This window comes from Lysinibacillus agricola, from assembly GCF_016638705.1.
Lineage (GTDB): Bacteria > Bacillota > Bacilli > Bacillales_A > Planococcaceae > Lysinibacillus > Lysinibacillus agricola.
Map to the genome: position 1 here is coordinate 906636 of NZ_CP067341.1, position 21489 is coordinate 928124.

15 protein-coding genes and 2 pseudogenes are annotated in these 21489 nt (G+C 39.0%); 15 read left to right on the top strand and 2 right to left on the bottom strand.

The genetic code is table 11. From position 1 onward, the window contains the following. The first annotated feature begins 82 nt into the window (after positions 1–82). From FJQ98_RS04300 to FJQ98_RS04330, 7 genes are all read left to right on the top strand, one after another. Positions 83–1429 carry a murein hydrolase activator EnvC family protein gene (locus FJQ98_RS04300; RefSeq protein WP_053596329.1) on the top strand — a complete coding sequence of 449 codons (1347 nt, stop codon included), beginning with the start codon at positions 83–85 and terminating at the stop codon, positions 1427–1429. Between the two features lie 484 nt (positions 1430–1913). Next, positions 1914–2567 carry a hypothetical protein gene (locus FJQ98_RS04305; protein WP_053596328.1) on the top strand — a complete coding sequence of 218 codons (654 nt, stop codon included), beginning with the start codon at positions 1914–1916 and terminating at the stop codon, positions 2565–2567. After that, on the top strand, positions 2564–3151 hold the full coding sequence (locus FJQ98_RS04310; protein ID WP_053596327.1) for a peroxiredoxin family protein: 588 nt from the start codon (positions 2564–2566) through the stop codon (positions 3149–3151). Before FJQ98_RS04305 ends, FJQ98_RS04310 begins: the two co-directional genes overlap by 4 nt. A 64-nt stretch (positions 3152–3215) precedes the next feature. Then, complete coding sequence (locus FJQ98_RS04315) at positions 3216–3419, top strand: hypothetical protein (RefSeq protein ID WP_143114972.1); 204 nt, start codon at positions 3216–3218, stop codon at positions 3417–3419. A 136-nt stretch (positions 3420–3555) separates the two neighbouring features. Next, positions 3556–4998 (top strand): S41 family peptidase, encoded by a 1443-nt coding sequence (locus tag FJQ98_RS04320; RefSeq protein WP_053596326.1) that lies wholly within the window; start codon positions 3556–3558, stop codon positions 4996–4998. 169 nt (positions 4999–5167) lie between these two features. Continuing rightward, complete coding sequence (locus FJQ98_RS04325; RefSeq protein ID WP_053596325.1) at positions 5168–6349, top strand: PDZ domain-containing protein; 1182 nt, start codon at positions 5168–5170, stop codon at positions 6347–6349. Next, positions 6349–6585 carry a DUF2198 family protein gene (locus FJQ98_RS04330; protein WP_053596324.1) on the top strand — a complete coding sequence of 79 codons (237 nt, stop codon included), beginning with the start codon at positions 6349–6351 and terminating at the stop codon, positions 6583–6585. The genes FJQ98_RS04325 and FJQ98_RS04330 overlap by 1 nt, the downstream gene beginning before the upstream one ends. A gap of 46 nt (positions 6586–6631) precedes the next feature. On the opposite strand, the gene FJQ98_RS04335 is transcribed toward FJQ98_RS04330, so the two are convergent. Together FJQ98_RS04335 and FJQ98_RS04340 are read right to left on the bottom strand one after the other, a co-directional pair. Beyond that, a complete protein-coding gene (locus tag FJQ98_RS04335) occupies positions 6632–6958 on the bottom strand; it encodes an AzlD domain-containing protein (protein WP_053596323.1) in 327 nt (108 codons plus the stop codon). Further along, positions 6955–7686, bottom strand: a complete 732-nt coding sequence (locus FJQ98_RS04340) for an AzlC family ABC transporter permease (protein WP_053596322.1) — start codon at positions 7684–7686, stop codon at positions 6955–6957. Before FJQ98_RS04340 ends, FJQ98_RS04335 begins: the two co-directional genes overlap by 4 nt. Positions 7687–7810: 124 nt before the next feature. Here FJQ98_RS04340 and FJQ98_RS04345 point away from each other — a divergent pair, with 124 nt between their 5' ends. The 8 genes and pseudogenes from FJQ98_RS04345 to FJQ98_RS04380 all read left to right on the top strand — a co-directional run bounded on the left by FJQ98_RS04345 (position 7811) and on the right by FJQ98_RS04380 (position 21179). Further along, positions 7811–8362: a helix-turn-helix domain-containing protein gene (locus FJQ98_RS04345; RefSeq protein ID WP_053596321.1), complete on the top strand. Its 552-nt coding sequence runs from the start codon at positions 7811–7813 to the stop codon at positions 8360–8362. 11 nt (positions 8363–8373) lie between these two features. Beyond that, a complete protein-coding gene (locus FJQ98_RS04350; protein WP_082340267.1) occupies positions 8374–9000 on the top strand; it encodes a TVP38/TMEM64 family protein in 627 nt (208 codons plus the stop codon). A 275-nt stretch (positions 9001–9275) separates the two neighbouring features. Continuing rightward, complete coding sequence (addB, locus tag FJQ98_RS04355) at positions 9276–12785, top strand: helicase-exonuclease AddAB subunit AddB (protein ID WP_053596319.1); 3510 nt, start codon at positions 9276–9278, stop codon at positions 12783–12785. Between the two features lies 1 nt (position 12786). Next, positions 12787–14049: pseudogene (locus FJQ98_RS04360) on the top strand (UvrD-helicase domain-containing protein); the annotation flags it as partial. Positions 14050–14850: 801 nt separating this feature from the next. After that, the gene (locus FJQ98_RS04365) at positions 14851–15045 is read left to right on the top strand and encodes a UvrD-helicase domain-containing protein (protein WP_246494290.1); all 195 of its coding nucleotides are present in this window, start codon (positions 14851–14853) and stop codon (positions 15043–15045) included. Between the two features lie 587 nt (positions 15046–15632). Continuing rightward, positions 15633–17447, top strand: coding sequence for a group II intron reverse transcriptase/maturase (ltrA, locus tag FJQ98_RS04370; RefSeq protein WP_201406631.1), 1815 nt, complete (start codon positions 15633–15635; stop codon positions 17445–17447). 112 nt (positions 17448–17559) lie between these two features. Further along, a pseudogene (addA, locus tag FJQ98_RS04375) lies at positions 17560–19920 on the top strand (helicase-exonuclease AddAB subunit AddA); the annotation flags it as partial. A gap of 92 nt (positions 19921–20012) precedes the next feature. Beyond that, on the top strand, positions 20013–21179 hold the full coding sequence (locus tag FJQ98_RS04380) for a DUF418 domain-containing protein (RefSeq protein WP_053596316.1): 1167 nt from the start codon (positions 20013–20015) through the stop codon (positions 21177–21179). Positions 21180–21489: the final 310 nt, after the last annotated feature.

Genomic DNA, 21489 nt, shown 5'->3' on the forward strand with positions numbered 1-21489 from the left:
CCCCAGGAAAGCGCCCGGTTGGAAATGAAATCAACCCAATAGGTTATCATTCAAAATAATTAGTCGAAAAGGAGTTCAACCGGTGAAAAGTATGGCGAAAAACTCAATAAAAACACTTGCTGCAGCATCTGCACTATTTCTTTTTATCCAAACTCCATCAGCGTATGCCAATAGTTTATCGGATTTAAAAGATGAAAAAAGACAAATTGAATCAAAGAAGGATGGCTTAGATTCATCCATCAAAAATAAAACAAATGCTATTACAGCAAATGAAGACAAGCAACAAAAATTATTAGATCAAATTCAAACATTAAATGCTGAAATTGATAAAACTAATAGCAATATCAAAAATGTATTGGCAGAAATTCAATCTACAAATAAAGAAATAAAGTCTTTAGAAGATTCCATAGCAGAGCTTCTGCGCAAAATTGAAGAGCGTGATTTATTGCTAGAGGATCGTGCTCGTGCCATTCAGGCGGGTGGTACCGTTAGCTATTTAGACGTACTACTTAGTTCTAATAGCTTCGTAGATTTTATCGATCGATTCTCTGCTGTCAATGCATTGCTTGAAGCGGATCGACAAATTATCCAAGATCAAAAAGAGGACAAGCAAAAATTAGAGGAACAAAAGCAAGTCTTAGAAGGCAAACGCCAAAAGCTTGAAGATAAAAAAGCTGAACTTGATCGTTTAAAAGCATCATTGGATGGACAAAAAGCTGAGAAAAACAAATTAATTGATCAATTAGAAAAAGAACAAGAAAAGCTGAAGTCAGAAAAAGTATTGCTTGAGAAAGAATATTCTGAGGCACTTGAAATTAGTGATGAATTACAACAAAAGATCATCGATGAACAAAAACGATTAGCTGAAGTTGCCCGTCAACAAGAAGCGAAACGCAAGGCAGACGCAGCAGCAGCAGCGAAGGCAAACGCAGCAGCGAAGGCAGCAGCCCCAACCAAGGCATCTAATTCAGGCAATAGTGGTGGTGGGTCTTCTTCAACAGTCACTGCTCCACAATCGAATGGTACATGGATTAAGCCAACAAATGGTCGTTTAACATCGCCATATGGCTGGCGTAATATTGGTGCTGGTTCAGAATTCCACTATGGAGTCGATCTTGCCAATGGTACAGGTACTCCAATTTGGGCAGCTGCTGACGGTGTTGTTTCCTATGCGGCACCACTTAGCTCGTATGGTAATGTTGTCATCGTTACACATTCTATCGACGGTCAAATCTATACGACAGTGTATGCACACTTAAATTCCTTCAACGTTAGTGTTGGCACAGAAGTATCCCAAGGCCAACAAATTGCTACGATGGGTAGCACAGGACGTGTAACAGGACCGCACTTACACTTTGAAGTGCATATCGGCGCTTGGCAAGGACAAGCAGTCGGAAGTGTCAACCCATTAAAATATATTCCGTTGTAAAAATAATGAAAGCTATACATTAGAATTCCATCTAATGTATAGCTTTTTTAGTTAGGTTTTTTCAAGCGTGATGTTAAGAACCAAAACTGATGGATAGAATCATCGAATCGACGGATAGAAGAAGCAAAGTGACTGATAGAATCATCGAAATGACGGATAGAACGCCCTTAAGGGAGGGGGAGTCGGCGGAACTTTTAGGGAAGCCTCATAATGTGAATCACCTCAGCATTCATCGGGAAATTTAAACATTGAACTTAAAATTGTTTTGGTAGATAATTGTTGGAAATATTTTTCCTAGTTGTGCCACATTTTATGTTAGTATTAGTAATATAAATACCTTGTGGGGTATTACAATATATTTGCTCATAAAAAGCATATTCTTTTCATGTTTTCCGAAGATTTTTTGAACACAGTGTGAAATAACAGTTCATATAAAGATTGTATGCTATGCTGAATCTAACTTTACTTGCGGAGGATTTATTAGGTGAATAATACAGAATGGTTCTCTATTAGGACACTAACATTACCAGCAACAGCTGTCGCTCTTCTTGCGGCATTTTTCATTGTATGGCTAGTATTACGAGTACAATTTCCGAAGAAATGGTCGGAGGTATATGGAGACGCAGCCCTTACTTTTATTCTTGTTTGGAAATTTAGCATAATTGTTACTGATTTTAAAGCTGTTATTGCTCAACCGTTTGCACTCCTTTATTTCAATGGTGGAACAATCGGTGTCTTTTTAGGGGTAATGGCAGCATCGCTACAGCTTTGGCGGAAGCGACAAAAATTACAGTTTGACGCAACTGGAATCACTGCCTGTAGCTGGGCAATCATTTTAACGCAATCGATCTATCAATGGCTTGTGGTGTTATTAAATGACAATCAGACCACTAGCGAAGTAAGTACTTTAATTGTGCTAAGTACACTAACAGTCCTCATATTATGGAAAATAACGGCTATCAATCGTGCATTATTTTTATATACGATTGGGCTTATGATTGTTGCCTTCTTTCAGCCGCATGGTTTATGGCAACCGGCTGTAGGTGTGAGCGTCATATTACTTATACTAGGTATAGCGATTTGCAGGCAATATTTACATAATATTGTTCAAAAAGAAAGCATGGGAGGTAAGGAATGAAAAAAAATATAGGGCTGCTCGTCGTCGTGTTGTTAATAGCCGCGATGATTGGTACATATGTAAAACAGCAGATTGATAAGGATCGTGAAATTGAAACAGCTTCTCTTGGAAAAGAAATGGATGACCGGAAGATTGGTTTAAACAACGGAGATACACCACCGGATTTTACTTTAACAAGTTTAGATGGTAAAAATGTGACATTGAGTGAGCTTCGAGGAAAGAAAGTCGTGTTAAATTTCTGGGCAACATGGTGTCCACCGTGCAAGGCAGAAATGCCACATATGCAAAAATATTATGAACAAAATGCTAAAAAAGATAATGTAGAAATAGTAGCTGTCAATTTAACACAGGGTGAACGTGATGTAACAGATGACGCAAAGATTGATACCGTAATGACATTTAGAGATAGCTTTGAGTTAACATTCCCTATTTTACTTGACATGAAAAACGAAGTTGGCTTAGATTATCAAGTATTAACGATTCCTACAACATATTTTATTGATTCAAATGGATATATTCAACGTGCAATTAGAGGGCCAATGAATGTTGATATGTTAAAGAGCTATGTGGAAGCATTAGACTAAACAATAGAAGATAAATTCAAAGAATCTGCTCGTTTTCTCATAGAAACGAAGCAGATTTTTTTATGTGAATATTTACTTGTTTATAGAATACCCGCGCAAGGAAGGGAAATACCCGCGATTCACGCAAGAATACCCGCGCAAGGAGGAGAAATACCCGCGATTCACGCAAGAATACCCGCGCGAGGAAGGGAAATACCCGCGGTTCACGCAAGAATACCCGCGCGAGGAAGGGAAATACCCGCGATTCGCGCAAGAATACCCACACTAGAAAGGCAAGTACCCGCGCTAGCCGATAGAATACCCACGAAACAAAAAGCATAGTATTCACCAAATTATTTTGAAGCTTAATCTTGTATGTTTGAAAAATAAAAGTCATACAGTAAAAGAGACGGAGGAGGGAAGGTTTGCGCAAAATAATGGCTGGTGTCGGCGTACTTGCTAGTAGTTTATTGTTAGGTAGTGGATTTTATTTTGACTGGTTTAATCTAGGGGATAAAAAGGAGCCAGTCGTCACAGAGGTTGGATCAATCAATGAAGCGTTGAATTTAATTGAGAAAAAATCTGTATACAGTACGGAAAAAGACGCATTGGTGGAGGGGGCACTTCGTGGTATGGCCGACGCTATTAAGGACCCTTACAGCACCTATTATTCGAAGGAAGAGGCAGAACAACACCGACAAATGTTAGCCGAGGAAAGAGTGGGCATTGGTATTGAGCTAACTGAAAGTAACGGGAAATTTATTGTTGTGTCTCCTGTCCGTTCGTCCCCAGCAGATAAAGCAGGAATGCGCTCTCTCGATGAAATTGTACAAGTTGATGGCGTTCGAGTAGATGGTAAAACGATGAGTGAATTAATGCATTTAATTCAAGGAGAAAAGGGGACGAAAGTAACTATTGTCGTCTATCGTCCAAGTGAAGATAAACATATTAAAATGACGATGGAACGAGCAGCAATTTCTAACAAAACAGTATCAAGTGAAATATTGGACGTAGAAAATACTCCGATAGGCTATGTAGAAATCGCACTTTTTGGTGAGAAGACGGCAAATGAGTGGGTTGCCGAAACAAGTAAATTGCTTCGAAAAGATATAAAAGGGTTAGTTATTGATGTGCGAGATAATCCAGGTGGTTATTTACATAGCGTCGCAGCGCTACTGAGCACTGTATTGGAGAATGGCAAAGTGTTTGCGTATATGCAAAATGCTGAAGGTGCTATGGAACCATTAAAAACGGAATCAAAAAGCTTTGATGAAAAATATTTACAGACAATGTACAAAATGCCGATTGTTATTTTACAGAATGCAGGCAGTGCATCGGCTAGTGAAGTTCTTAGTGGTGCTTTAAAAGGTTGGGGACGCGCCTCAATTGTTGGTGTCAAGAGCTTTGGGAAGGGAACAGTGCAGGAATCTTGGTCTCTGACAAATGGTGGGGAGCTTAAACTGTCCACAAATAAATGGCTCACACCAAAACGTGAATGGATTCATGGGCAAGGTATTGAGGCTAATTTAGTTATTGAACAAAATGAATTATTTGCTTTTCAAATGCATCCATTATCAGGGAAGTTTAAAGAGGGCGATATGAGTGAGGAAATTGCTTATACGCAAAATGCTTTGAAAAAGCTAGGCTATAAAATTGCTCGTTTAGACGGTTACTTGGATGAATCGACGGAGGAGGCTGTTAAGCTTTATCGGGAGGATAAGAAGTTAAAACAGGCAGAAGAGAATATTTATATAGATACTACCTTCTTTAACAGTTTAAATGAAACGTTGAAAAAATATAAAGAAGATCGCCAAAATGATTTACAGTTCCAAATGGCGACAAGCTTTTTACTGCACAATATTGAATAGTGAATAATATAAATCTGACTTGCACCGTGCATATTTCAAAATCCGTGACATCCGCTGAATAAAGAAAAAATAAGAATAGTAAGCTTTCTACTAGTTTGTACTACGCAAGAGTGTAGTCGTTTGATACAATAAATTCATAGTATTTAAGACAGAAACGGCGGGTGTTCGTATGGTTAGTGATATATTAATAGAAATTGTGACAGCGATTGGCCGCTTCTTACTCAACCCATTAATTTATATTGCAATTTTATTTGCGATTTTATTAGGTTATAGTCGTGTAAAACAGGAGCGTAAATTTTTTAATAGACGTATTATTTGGGGTTGGACAGAGCTAATTGGGCAATGGAAATATGGTTGGCTATATGCCCTTCTCATTTCGCTAGTAAGCGTTGGTTTAGGTTTAACAGTGCCCAAAGCTTTCTTAATGATTTTAATAGCCATTTCTGCATTAGCATTATTACTGTTCTTCATTAATGCACTTTCACCAATCTATACGATGGGGCTTGCTACTTTAGCAATATGGGCGATGTTTCAATATAATTGGACATTTTCTTGGTGGAAAATCTCTTTAGAAGGTGTAAATTTATTGGCCGGTCCCATTGTAACGATTACTATTTTAGCTGGTCTATGTGTGATTGCTGAGGGCATGTTAATTCGTCGAATAGCAATGAAGGTAACGACACCGCGAGTTGAAAAAACGAAGCGAGGTATGCAGGCAATTGTCTATCGTTCAAGAAATGTATGGGTACTGCCAATCTTCTTTGTAATGCCTGGTAATATTATTCCGGCAGATTTTCCGTATTGGCCACAGTTTACAATAGGAGAGAGTACCTTTGCACTCGTACTATTTCCAGTCGTTATAGGATTTTCAAAGCTTACTAGAAAAGAATTACCGGCTTTGCAATTGCCTAAAATTGGCCGATCAGTGCTAATGCTAGGACAGGTAATTTTAATAGGTGGACTTGCAGCAGCCTTGGAGCCAGTCATCGGCTTTATAACGTTGGCACTTGGTGTAGTGAGTCGTATCATTATTTCAATCTTCTATGCGCTGCAAGATAAAACGGAAATTTATGCAGTTGCACCAAGCTCAAAGGGTGCTATAATTGCGGCTGTCCTACCGGATTCACCAGCTGAAAAAATGGGCTTACTGGCAGGGGAATGTATTCGTAAAGTAAATGGGCATTCCATTTATACTGAAAATGATTTATACGAAGCTTTGCAATTAAATGCTGCACATTGCCGTCTAGAAATAGTAGATCGTAACAATGAAGTACGCTTAACACAGCATGTTATCTATAGCAATGATCATTACCGTATAGGATTATTACTAGCTGAGCCGAGGGATATATGATGGATGTTTTCGGGAAAATGATGTTAGCGTTATTTTTGCCAGCATTACTCGTGTTATTGTTTACAAGAATTACGTATAATCGTTATGTGGCACTAATATTGGCGATTGCTCTTATTGCGGCATCTGTATATGCAGGTTATACTTCCCCGCCTATTATATTTGTTATCGATGCATTTTCGTTAACAGTAGGCTTTTGGTTAGCGAGTAAAATGAAAAAAAATAAAGGTCTTGTTTAAAAAGGGTCAGTCCAAAGTGATAGCTTCACTTTTAGGACTGACCTTTTTACATGAAAAAACGAACAGCTGCCATAATAATAACCCCAGCTACAACTGTAATAGATAAGCTTTTTGTAACGAGTGCAATAATAAGTGTTGGCACAAATGTAATAAAGACAGGCCAATCGAGTGTGACGATTTTTCCACTTTCAGTATCCAGTAAGTTTTCAATAACAAGAGCGCTTAAAATGCAGACAGGGATAAAGCTTAACCACTTCATTACAACGTCTGGTAGTTTCACACTTCGTACGAACATAAAAGGAATGATACGTGGTAGCCAAGTTACAAGTGCACAGCCAATGATGAGCCATACCATAGAAGCGGTTGTCGTCATTTATCTGTCACCACCCCTATAGTTGCTACAATAACTGTTGCAAGAAGAACAGCCACATGCGAAGGCACAATATAGGAAAGGCCATACATAATGACAGCCATATAACCGATTAACATAAGATAATGCATTATTTTACTTTTCCCTACACTGCCAAGTTGGAGTACAAGAAGTGCCACAAACATGGCGATCAATGCGAAATCTAAGCCCCATTTTTCAGGGTTTGCCACCCATTGCCCCAAATATGCGCCAGCTACACAAGAAAGAATCCAAAATGAGTAAGCAGTGATATTCAGCCCATCCATCCATTTGCCATATAGCTTACCAGTTTGCATTTGCTTTGTAACAGCTACACCGAATGTTTCGTCTGTTAATAATGTGCCGAAACCAACATTTCTGAGCATGGAATAGCGTGTAAAATGAGGAGCTAATGTTAAACTCATTAATAAATGACGTAAATTTACGACAAAAATGGTTACAATAATAGCAGAAGCAGGACTATTTGTTAGAAGAAGTGCACAAAAGATAAATTGTGCGGAGCCTGCATAGATGAGTATAGTTAAAAGTGCAATTTCGAGTACAGATAATCCAGAAGCGGAACCTACAACACCGAAAGCGAGTCCTATACTAATATAGCCAAGTAAAGTGGGAACACAATCTTTAACGCCTTGTAAAAAGCTATCGTCTGGCGTGTTTGTTGTTTCATTCTGAAATTCTGTTGTACTTGTCATAAATAGGTCATCCTTTCTTAAAAATTTCCATGTATACTAATGATGGAATAGTTTGATAGTTCTTAATGTTTATTAAAGTATACATATGTCTGATAAAATAAACAATAGAAATTGGTGAATAAAAATGGAGCAAATGAGTCGAAATTTAGCATTTCAATTAAAGAAGATTCGGCAGCAACGTCAATTAAGCTTAGACGATGTTGCCAAAGCTACAGGGGTAAGTAAAGCTCAACTTGCACAAATTGAAAAGGGAGAGGCGAATCCTACAGTATCAACGATTTGGAAAATCGCTGCGGGTATGCGTACTTCATTTTCGTGCTTATTACAACCTCCTACAGCTCATTTCATGAAATATAGTAGTAAGGATGCGCCACATGTAGATGAAGACGAGGGACGATATCGTGTGTATTCCATTATTCCTTATAATCCAGAACGTGGCTGGGAACTTTATAAGATTGAAATGGAGCCTGGCGCCTCTAGCAGGAGTGAAGCCCACACGGAAGGGGTAGAAGAAACTGTGACTGTTATCCAAGGACAAGCCACCATTTCTGCTGGAGATATGCATGAATTACTAGAAGAAGGGGATACACTAGTATTCTCAGGACATCAGCCACATGAGTATAAAAATACATCGGAAAAGTTAACAATTTTACATTTAATTTTGCAGTATAAATAGAGGTGTTGATTTTGAATGAATGGTTTACTGTAGAAAATATTGAGCAAATTACGGCACAATATCGAACATTTGGCCCGGTCATTGGTTTATTATTACCTTTTATAGAGGCGTTTTTACCGTTTTTACCTTTGGTCGTGTTTGTTGTGGCCAATGCGAGCGCATTTGGTTTATGGCTTGGTTTTTTATTATCCTGGCTAGGATCTGTAGCTGGTTCATATGCAGTATTTTTGCTTGTTCGACATTTTGGCAAGCATCCCAAGCTTCGATTTGTAACAGGCAGTAAAAAGGTAGAAAAGCTAATTAAATGGGTAGATATGAATGGGATAAGTCCCCTGTTTGTATTACTTTGTTTTCCTTTTACACCCTCAGTCATTGTAAACATCGTAGCGGGGCTATCTCATATGCATAAAAAGTTTTATTTAGTGGTATTATTGGCAGGGAAGTTCGTTATGATTTTAGGAATGAGCGTGCTTGGCTATGATTTAAAATCACTCTTAACAAGCCCTGTAAGACTGATTATTGCAGGTGTTGCGATTGTCGTGCTTTGGTGGGTTGGCAAGCTTATAGAGAAACGATTAAACTCGCGTGTAGAGAGAGATTTAAAACAAGCGCGAAAATTGACGAAAAATCATCAATAATGAAAGTTGAATATGCACATCCAGCCCCTTGTATCATGTAAAATGAGAGAAGGGGTTTTTATCTTTCAATAAGAGTAGACAATGCTCGAGTAACATGAGTGGCTCTCAGATAAAACACTAAAATGCACAGTTAGAGTAGCAAAGCGCTGGGACCTATACAATAACTGCTCAGGTAAAACAGCAAAGTGATCAGGTCCATGCGAAAACTGCTCAGGTTGAGTCGTGAAGTCCTGGGGATATAAGATTAAATAGATTATTAACAGGAGGAAAAAAGCATGACATTGCGTATTGTATCAGGACGTTCAGGAACAGGTAAATCAACGTTTATTCATCATGAGATTATCGAGCAACTAAAATCAGATCCGTTGGGAAATCCAATTTTTGTGATTGTTCCTGACCAAATGTCTTACTCAACGGAGTATGAGCTAACGAATAAGCATGGCTTGCAAGGCTTAATCCGTGCGCAGGTCATGACATTTAAACGATTAGCATGGCTAGTGTTACAGGAAACGGGTGGTATTGCTCGAAAAGAAGTAAATGGCTATGGCTATCGAATGCTTATCCGCAAACTTTTAGAGGAACAAAAAAGTGAGTTTTCATTATTTCGACAAGCAGCTGGGAAACGAGGCTTTACGGAGGAAATAGAATCGCTATTACGGGAGTTTAGTCGTTATAGTGTAAATAGTTCAGTGTTAGCTGAAGTGACAGCATCTTTGAAGGTCATTGATGCGCCTCATACTTTGCAAGCGAAAACGAATGATTTACAAGTAGTTCTACAAGCTTTGGAGGAACGACTTGGCACGACGTATGTCGATAGTGAGGGGTATTATCCGATTTTAACCGAGCAACTGAAATACTCCGAGACGATGAAGCAGGCAACAATTTATATAGATGGTTTTACAGCATTTACTGTAAGAGAATTAGAGCTTGTAAAAGAGTTATTAAAGGTGACGAAACAGGTAACGGTAGTTCTTCCGTTTGACCATATCGAAGAAGTTTATGATGAGCAGTCTTTATTCTATGAAGCCGCTTCTACGAACCAACGTTTACACGACATTGCAAATGAAGAGGGCATTGAAGTGGATGCACCATTGCACTTCTACAATACGCATCGTTTTCAATCTGAAGATTTACAGCATATGGAATCGCGATTTGCAGATATTGTGCCTCAAACGAAAAAAACTTCAGGTGATGTAATGGTACTTGAAGCGTCCAATCGACGTGCAGAGATACATGCCATTGCCCGGGAAATAACAAAGCTAACAAGGGAGAAGGGTTATCGTTATCAGGATATAGTACTTCTTTATAGACAAGCAGAAGTCTATGACCCGCTTATTACAACGATTTTTCAGCAATATGAAATTCCTATTTTTACAAATTCGAAAAAGACGATGCTGCATCACCCTTTAATTGAGCTTAGTCGATCTGCTTTAGAGGTTATCACTTCTAATTGGAAATACGAACCAGTTTTTCGTAGTGTAAAAACAGATTTATTTTTCCCATTACATGCTGAGCTAAATGTTTGGCGAGAGCGTGCGGATCGTTTAGAAAACTACTGTTTAGCACAGGGCGTCTATGGTGAGCGCTGGTTTGAGGAAGCTCGATGGTTTTACAAGAAGTATCGTGGACTTGAATTCCATTCACGCGTGCAAACAGATGAAGAACGTGCCATGCAAGCAGAAATCGAGGCTATTCGCGATGAAATTCGTCAGCCGCTAAAATTGTTACAGGACAAGCTGGAAGTAGCGACAACAGGTCGAGATGTAGCGACAGCTTTATTTGAATTGATTGAAAGTTTACATGTTTATGAAAAGCTTCAAGCAATGAAAGACCGTGAACTGGATCGAGGTGATGCATTAGCTGCAAGTGAGCATGATCAAGCATGGAAAGAATGGATTGCCGTGCTCGATCAGTTTGTCTATATGTTTGGTGAGCAGGAGATGTCTGTGGAGGCAGCGGCGAAAATTTTAGATGAGGGCTTTGATACATTAGAATTTTCTCGTATCCCACCTACATTAGATGAGGTCATGGTAGCAACGGTTGACTTAGCCCGTTTATCGAATATAAAGGTCGCTTTTGTCTTAGGGATGAATGATGGCGTCTATCCAACTCGTATGGAGTATGAGGGATTGCTGTCAGATACTGAACGTGAATGGTTTAATCAAATTGGTTATGAGCTTGCGCCAACATCTAAAAATCGTTTACTGCAGGAGAATTTCTTGCTATATCGTGCTTTAACGACGCCATCCGATAAATTATATATGTCCTACCCAACAGCAGATGAAGAGGGCAAGGCGCTATTGTCCTCACTCTATATTAAGAAAATTATCGGCAATGATAAAACGGCTGGGCTTTTGAGTGGTGTCCAGGTTGAGCGAGTTGTGATTGATCCAATTGAATTACTGGAAGAAAGTGCTTTACCGTATATACGTCATCCACGTACAGCTTTAGCACATTTAATGGTGCAAAAACGCCAAGCTGAGCATAGCCGCGAGCTTGCACCAGAGTGGCTTGCTTTACAAAAATTTTATAAACAGGACCCTTATTGGGCACTTGTTTTTGAACGAGTTTTACATCCAATCACTCATAAAAATGAAGCAGAGCCATTAGAAAATTACATCACTCAGGAATTATACGGTCAAAAGCTAACATCTAGTGTGTCGCGTGTTGAGAAATTTTTCCGTTGCCCATTTTCGCATTTCACAACGTATGGGCTTCGTCTAGAAGAGCGGGCAGAGTACAGACTAGAAACATTTGCAATGGGCGATTTATTCCATGAGGCATTGAAATGGATTACTGAAGAGACACACCGTCAGCAGCTATCATGGATACGTTTAACAAAGCAACAAATTAAACAATTAGCACGACAAGCCGTTGAGCAAATTGTGCCGGTATTTTCACATCAAATTTTACTGTCAAGCGCACGTTATCGCTATATTCAGCGCAAGCTTATTCGTATTGTCGAGCGAACAATGACGGCACTTACACAGCATGCGAATGTATCTCACTTTAAGCCAATTGCCATTGAGGCATCGTTTGGACCTGGGCAAAATGAACAGCTACCACCACTTGAAATTGATTTAACAGGTGGTAAGAAAATGTTTATGCGAGGTCGTATTGATAGGGTAGATAGTGCGTCTATTGATGACCGCTCTTATTTACGGATTGTCGATTATAAATCATCAGCTCGTGATTTAGATTTGAATGAGGTTTATCACGGATTGTCTCTTCAGGTACTAACGTATTTAGATGTAGCGATGGAAAATTCCTCTTATTGGCTACCGGGTGAGGCGGAACCAGCCGGGGTTCTTTATGTGCATGTCCACAATCCAATGCTAAAGCTTGATAAGGATTTAAGCGACAGTGAAATTGAGGAAGATCGATTAAAACAATACAAAATGAAAGGTCTTTTATCAGAAAATGCGGAGTCCATTTTATCGATGGACGAGCAATTAGAGGAATCGAGTGGGCATTCAAAAATCATTCCTGTCTATATGAAAAAAGATGGGACACCATCAGAATCTCAGTCACGTATTGTACCTGTTAATGATATGAAAAATCTACAGCATTTTGTACGGCGCAAGCATCAAGAGGCTGGTAATGGAATTTTAGCAGGGGATACCTCTATTAGTCCTTATAAACTAAAAACAAAAACAGCATGTGACTACTGTCAATTTGCGGCTGTTTGTCAATTTGACCCATCTGATGGCAAGCAAAGCTATCGTCAGTTACAGCAAGCAAAACCGAATGATATCGTTGACAAAATTTGGAAGGAGATGAAGTAAGTTGGTACAAAAAATACCCGAAAAGCCAACGGAAGTGACATGGACTGACGACCAGTGGAAGGCAATTTATGCAAGCGGCCAGGATACACTTGTATCGGCTGCGGCAGGCTCTGGTAAAACGGCAGTTCTCATTAATCGCATGATTGAAAAGGTAGTTGCAAAAGAGAATCCAATCAATGTCGACGAGTTACTTGTCGTAACATTTACAAATGCATCCGCTGCTGAGATGCGTCATCGTATGGCAGAGGCACTTGAAAAGGCTATTGCAGAAAATCCAACTTCCAATCATTTAAGACGTCAGTTAAGCCTTGTCAATAAAGCACAAATTTCAACACTGCATTCTTTCTGCTTAGCTATTGTGAAGCAGTATGCCTATATGCTAGATATTGATCCAGGCTTTCGTATAGCAAATGAGGCAGAGGTTGCTTTGTTAAGGGACGATATATTAGCAGAAGTATTAGAAGATGCTTACGATTCTGAGGATGAGGCACAGATTCAAGCAATCTATCGTCTTGTTGATAGCTTTACATCGGATCGTGATGATCAGGCGATAGAAACCTTAATAAGCAAGCTTTATGATACATCCCGCGTTCATACAGAGCCTCAAAAATGGCTTCGTAGTCTACCAGAGACATATGACTTAGCTGCAGACGTGACAATTGATGATTTAGAGCTGTCGAAATATGTGAAATTAACAGTCAAGCATAGTCTTGACGAGGCTTTCGTTTTAATTTCTGAAATGCGAGCCATTACGCTACAGCCTGAGGGACCTGCACCATATGCTGAAACAGCAGAGATTGATTTTGCCATGATTCAAGAAGGCATTCGCATTAGTCGTGAAGGAACGTGGCAGGAACTCTTTGATTATTTCGCAACTGTGAAATGGTCAACTTTAAAGCGTGTATCAAAGGATGCTTTAGTGGATGTGGAGCTACAGGAGCTTGCCAAGAAAAAACGTGAGGCAGCTAAAAAAATTGTCAACAAACTTAAAGAGACCTATTTTGTTCGGACTCCTGCACGCTTGCTTGAAGAAATTCGCTTAATGGGTCCGACGATAGGAACATTAGTCGAATTGACAAATGTTTTTAGTGAGAGGTTCCGCATGGCAAAATTAGAACGAGGAATTATTGATTTCTCGGATCTAGAGCATTTCGCATTGCAAATTTTAACGGTAGAAGTCGAAGGTGAATTACAACCTTCACCTATTGCACTAGATTTGAAACAGCGTTTTAAAGAAGTACTTGTTGACGAATACCAAGATAGTGCGACACGTTGCTAATTGAAAAGATTAGCCACTAGCATATTTGCTAGGAGAACTAAGAAATCAGATGAGTCGAATGATGAGGTAACGCTCTGAAAGGCTCGACCTAATCCTCCGAATAGCATCAGCATAGGCAATTATGATGGTGTTATAAGCTCGGTGAAGTCAGCTGAATATTACCCTAATCGAAAGAAGGAAAGCGAGATAGAGGTATCTTGTGTGGTAGATAGGCTGGGGTTCTATAAGAGAATCTATGGTTAGAATTTAGGTTAAACAACAATCTAATGACGAAATTCCGAATGTACGGCTCTAGAGGTATAGCCATTCGAAAGGGTGGTCCGCCACGCGCGGGTTAGTGAGGTGGAGTAAGAATTGTCTTTATGAAACACCTTATGATGTTATAGGCATCATCCAGCTAACAGGGCTAGAGGAATGACCTAAGGATTCTGTATGAAAAGATATGGTTCTTGGAACGTGGGAAGCTGACTACGTGGAGAGATTGTACTCGACGAAACGGTACGAGGGAAAACGAATTCATCGTATAACCTTGTTTTAAGTTAGTGAAAGTGATGGCACAGTACCTAGGAAGCCGTGATAATAAGCGGTGGAGGGATAGCCATTAGTTAGTTAATTGAACACTCATACTATATTTCATGATTTTCAGGTTCGAGTAGGACTAAGAGAAATGGAATCACTGAACAATCTCTTGATTGATAAAGGTGAGTACATTGACTGAAACGGTTAACGCCAATAAGGGATTAGGCTTTACGGAAATGAAATAATAGGATGAAGAGCAATTAATTGATGGAACGCCGTATGAGGGGAAACCCTCACGTACGGTGTGAATGGGGGAAAAAGCTAGAGATTACTTCAAAGGCTTACCTATCCATATCAAATATGCTGCAAGAAACAATATTACAGCTTGTGAAAACAGGTAGTGAGCAAGAGGGAAATCTCTTTATGGTTGGGGACGTAAAACAAAGTATTGTGCGCCCATAAGGGTATTGTATATTTCACCATTTGGCGGTGAATAAACTATAGAAACGGTTTATATATCAACCGACTTATCTTGATGGGAAACCAAAGAGGGAGTGTAGCATGTCGGTTAAAGTCATAAGTTAGCCTAAACGGAAAGGCTACGACTGAATGGCAAGATATAAAAGATTCATATAAGGAAGAAGGCTAAACTGCTTGAAGAATAGTCCGAGTGGGGTCATGCTTAACCATCTAGGAAACCGTTTGAAACCTAGAATCTATTCTGTTCAGCGTATTAGATGCTTGCGACTGAACATGGGAACGTGTACTAGATTGATGCACAATCCCAGTTTCTGATTGACGAAAGAATAGACACACTTCAAGATTGAAGAAAAGGATGAACGTTCCTTCCGACAATGAATCAAGCCTGTATACAATATACTAAATGGGGATTACCTAAGTTGGAGTGCCACAAGGCTATGTACACGGGTACTGAAAATCCAATATGGTAACGGAGCTCTCGTAGTAGTCGGAGATAGGGAAAGCCTATTACATGGCGAAGGAGAGCAGCTTATAACGTATAAACAATGAGGAAAGGAGCGAAATGCTCTATGCAAAGTTCAGAAATTGTCTTATACAATCTATCGAAACAAGCAATGAAAGACGGATATACATTTGACCGTCTATACAGACATTTATACAATGAAGATTTTTATATAAAAGCCTATACGAAGATATACAAAAATAAAGGTAGTGCAACAAAAGGTATTGATGGAGAAACAGCGGATGGATTCGGGGAAGAAAAAATTCAAGCAATCGTTGATACGTTGAAAAATGAAAGCTATCAACCGAAGCCAGTTCGTCGTATTCATATCCCAAAGAAAAATGGTGGTACACGACCACTTGGTATCCCTACGTTTACAGACCGTATTGTACAAGAAGTTTGTCGTATGATATTAGAAGCCATTTATGAGCCTAAATTTTCAAATCATTCGCATGGTTTCAGACCAAAAAGAAGTTGTCATACAGCATTAATCGAAATGAAGAAAACCTTTACAGGGGTAAATTGGTTCATTGAAGGCGATATAAAAGGATTTTTCGATAACATCAATCATCAAATTTTAATTACTATTTTAAGAAAACGTATCAAAGATGAAAAATTCATTCGTTTAATGTGGAAGTTCTTAAAAGCAGGATTCGTTGAAAATTGGCGATTCCAAAAGACGTATAGTGGAACTCCACAGGGCGGAATTATTAGTCCGTTACTAGCGAATATTTATTTAAATGAATTTGATGATTATATTGAAAAAGAATTAAAGCCTTCTTTTGATTTAGGTGAACCAAAAAAACGTAAACGTAATACTGAATATCGAAAATATGATATGCGTAACCAACGTTTGCATAAAAAAATTAATGCAACAGAAGATGAAGTTTTGCGAAAAGAAATGATTGAAGAATATAAGGCGAATAAGAAAATTTTGCTTAATTTACCGTACTATGAGTCGAACACGGACACATATAAAGCAATAAAATATGTACGTTATGCAGATGATTTTATTGTTGGCGTCAATGGTAGTAAAGAAGATTGTGAAATGCTTAAGCAAACAATGAAAGACTTTCTACAAAATTATTTACAACTTGAATTGTCAGAAGATAAGACGCTCATTACGCATAGTACAAAGTTTGCGAACTTTTTAAGCTACGATATATCAATTAGCCATGATTTAAGTACGGCAAAAGATAAAAACGGTGTTATTAAACGTAAATATAGAGAATATGTACAATTACGAATACCTAAAGGAACAATTGAAAAAGTAATCGTAAAAAATAAAATGGTCAAAGACATTGATGCGAAACAATGGGATATGTTGCATCGAACAAGATTAGTTGGACTTTCTGATTTAGAAATCATCGAAACGTATAACGCAGAGCTACGTGGTTTATATAATTATTATGCTCTAGCGGAAAATGTAAACCAAAAAATGTGGCAATTACGTTATGTAATGGAATATAGCTGTTTAAAAACACTTGCAAATAAATACAAATCCTCAGTAGCAAAAATGAAGGTTAAGTTTAAACAAGGTAAGTATTGGGGAGTAAAATACGAAACAAAACAAGGTGAAAGAATAGCATATTTCTATAAAGATGGTTTTGAAAAAGGAAAAGAAAGCGTCAAAGCAACAATAGATGAACTACCTAATCTTTATGTATATCAAGGCAGAAATGATGTAGAAAAACGACTAAGTGCAAGACAATGTGAATTATGTGGAGACAATCATCCCGATACAAAATTCGAAATTCATCACATAAATAAAGTGAAGAATTTAAAGGGAAAAGAATATTGGGAATGGACAATGCTCGCTAAGCAAAGAAAAACGCTAGTCGTGTGTGATAAATGTCATAAAGAAATTCATAAACAACGATAGATTTGTTATAAGTGGAGAGCCGTATACTCTGAGAGGAGTACGTACGGTTCGGGGAGGGGTTCACTGGAAACCTACTACAGAAATGTAGCAAGGCGCTGGGTTCCTACTCTACTACCGTTTTCGTTTAGCAGAACCAAAGCTCTTTATGCGAAAGTATAGCGAGTTTCTAGAGATCCCAGATTTGACAGGAATGCGAATCGATTTAAACGCTAATTTCCGTAGTCGGAAAGAAGTGTTGAACGCTACAAACTATGTATTTGCACAAATTATGGGTGAGCGCGTTGGAGAAATTCTCTATGATGAAAATGCTTCATTAAAGCCAGCAGCTCCGTATAATGACGGAGAAGTTCCAGTAGAGCTAGTCATCATGCATCCTCCTGGAGAAGAAGCGCTGGACGAAGAGGCAGAAGATATTGCTAGTGAAGCCTCTGAACTAGAGGAATTAAAAAAATCACAGTATGAGGCACGTTTTATCATTGAGCGTATTCGGCAGATGATGGAGGATGGGACAACCGTATTTGATACAAAAACGAAGACAGAACGTCCTTTAAAATATAGTGATATAGTGATCTTAATGCGTTCAATGACATGGTCAACAGATTTAGTGGAGGAATTTAAGCTTGCGGGAATTCCTCTTTATGCGGAGTCCTCCAAAGGATATTTCGATGCGCTTGAGGTCATGATTATGCTGAACGTACTGAAGGTTGTCGATAATCCATATCAGGATATTCCTTTGGCATCAGTGCTACGCGCTCCATTTGTTGGCTTAACAGAAAATGAGCTAGCAAAAATACGGCTAGCAGATTCAAAAGCGCCGTTTTATGATGCATTAAGGCAATTTATTCGAAGTGATGGGCATGGTGTACAGACTGACACTTTTGTGAAGCTTCAACGTTTTATGCTGGCATTTGAAAACTGGCGGGATTTAGCGCGCCGTGGTTCATTGTCAGATTTAATTTGGAAAATTTACTTAGACACGCATTATTACGAGATGGTTGGAGCGATGCCAAATGGCAAGCAGCGTCAGGCCAATTTACGTGTTTTACACGATCGGGCATTAATGTATGAGAAAACAGCCTTTCGAGGACTGTTTTCGTTTTTACGCTTTATTGACCGTATGCGTACGCGTGGTGATGATTTAGGAACGGCCAAATCAATTGGAGAAAAGGATGATGTCGTGCGTCTTGTAACCATCCACTCTTCAAAAGGTTTGGAATATCCTGTTGTCTTTGTCGCAGGGATGGGGCGACCGTTTAATAAAATGGATTTCCACAATCCATATTTATTCGATCAAGATTTTGGCCTTGCAGTGAAGGCGATTGATCCAGAAAATCGTATTACGTATACATCCCTACCTTTTTTAGCTCTAAAGGAGAAAAAGGAGCTCGAAATGCGTGCTGAGGAAATGCGTGTATTATACGTAGCAATGACACGTGCGAAGGAGCGACTTATTTTAGTAGGGTCTGTGAAAAATTGGAGTAAAACGCTCGACAATTGGCAGGATGCACAAAGTTTGCCGGTAGATGCCCCGCTTCAGGAGTATTTACGTGCGCGAGCTAATAGCTACTTTGACTGGATTGGGCCTGCAGTTGCAAGGCATGCAGATTTTACAGCAATTGCTACTTCCACTTATAAGGCACCTGAAGATGTATCACATTGGTGGGTACGTGCTGTCGATACGAGACATTATACGTATGATTTGCAAGCGTTAGAGGATGAGGTACAGCAATTGCTCGAAACGCCTAATGACGTAGAGTTATTATCAGAAATTACGACGCGCTTTCAAGCACAGTATTCATTTCAAAAATCAACACAAAAACGCTCAAAAACATCTGTTAGTGAAATTAAGCGTTTAGAAAATTTACAGCGGCAGGAGGAGCCTGAATATTACTTTTCAGTACCTTCTAAGCAAAAAATGACAACCATTGCGCCACGTCCAAGCTTTTTACAGGACAAGCAGCTAACAGGCGCAGAAATCGGAACAGCTGTCCACACAGTCATGCAGCATGTACCTCAAAACGGCTTTACGGATGTACAGGAGGTTAAGGCGTTTGTCGCTGATTTAGTGGCAAGGCAGCTATTGACGGAGGCTGAGGGAAAGGTTGTTCCATGGAAAAAAATATATAATTTCTTTACAACAGACATTGGACATCGTTTTAAAAAGGCAAAAACAGTCCGGAGAGAAATGCCATTTACGATTAGTAGAGTAGATGAAGATGGCGATGCTCAAATTGTACAAGGGATTATTGATTGCTTATTTGAGGATGAAAACGGTGAATGGGTCTTGCTTGATTATAAGACAGATCGCATCCAATCACATTTTGCTGAGGAGCCAGCGCTAACGAAGGAACTCTTAGGCAGATATGGTGTGCAACTCAGAGTTTATAGTGAGGCAATCGAATCTATTCTTCAAATCAAAGTGAGTGACAAAGTTCTATATTTATTAGATATTGAGCGAGCTTTACATGCATAAGTAAACGCGGTGAAAATAGGGCATCTGAAGTAGTTTACAAGAGTAGACGCCCTGTTTTCACTAAAGCGTTATTAAATAGAGGAGGCTATTTTGTGGATTTAAAACCGACAATGTTGCAGGAACGCATCGCAACATTAGATATTTTACGAGGTATTAGCTTACTAGGCATTTTACTCGTAAATATATTTGCCTTTTATTTGCCGATGCCATATATTGATTTGGCATCATGGTTTACAACACCGTCAGATATGGTGTGGCAGCAAAATTTAGATATTTATGTACAAAGTAGCTTTTATCCACTATTTGCCATGCTATTTGGCTATGGATTCGCTATGCAATGGCAGAAAGCACAAAGTCGTGAACAAAATTTTTATTCGATAGGACTGCGAAGACTTTCTGTATTATTTGTATTTGGTTTTATCCATGCTGTGCTAATTTGGTGGGGCGACATTTTGATGATGTATGCATTTTGTGGCGTATTTTTATTGCTATTATTACGTCTACATCCGATTTGGTTATTGTCAATCGGTATTATCATTTACGGTATTATGCAAGCTTTTATGTTATTTATTGTAGGATTTATTAATTTTAATACAGAGATTGATGAGTATTTAGATATAACTTCAGTAGAGCAAGCGATAACTGCTTATGGAACGGGGAGTTGGGTAGATGCATTTATGCAACGTTTAACCGATTTATCTATTCAGGCTGGGATAGGCATGTGGTTTGTAGCATTATTTACAATTTTACCATATATGTTAATTGGTGCCGCAGCCTCTAAATGGCGTTTAGTGGAACGAGCAAAGGAGTTAAAATGGCTTTGGCTGACGTTAGCAATAGCCGGGGTGGCAATTGGTATTTTTGTAAAGAGCTTACCTATCATGTTGACGCGTACGCATTTATTAGACTACTTGAAAGTATACATAGGTGGTCCAATTTTATCAGTTGGCTATATTGGGATTATTGTATTACTTTGTTTACTGCCAGTTGTACCAAAGTTACTCAGTCCTTTTGCAAAAATGGGGCGCATGTCGTTAACGATGTACATACTTCAATCGATAATTGGAACATGTTTATTTTATCAATTTGGATTTGGCTGGTATGGAAAAGTGAGCGTTGAAACAGGCGTGTTAATTGCAATCAGTATTATTGTTGTACAAATGATTGTGGCGGAAATTTGGCTAGCGAAATGGAAACAGGGTCCGTTAGAGGCTTTATGGCGGAAATTAACATATAAGGCGAATACTAAAGCGGGATAATTGTGTGAAGGTGCTCGACTCTCTTGCAAAAATCGAGCAATCTGCGATGGAAATCAGCCTTCATTTTTAATGTGATGGCAACATAAAGTGAATGAATGCGTCTTGTATAATAAGAATAATTTATTGCGATTTGGCTCATTAACAAAAGTTGGGGATAGCATTTGTTAAAACGTATATTATGCAAATAGTTGATCTTCGTTACGACTGGGCGACTCCTTGGGGATCAGCGTCACAGATGTGACCCTGCAGCGAAGCGTCAGCAACAAAGCGCCTAGTCGGAACGGAAATTAACTCCACGTTATGGTGAAGA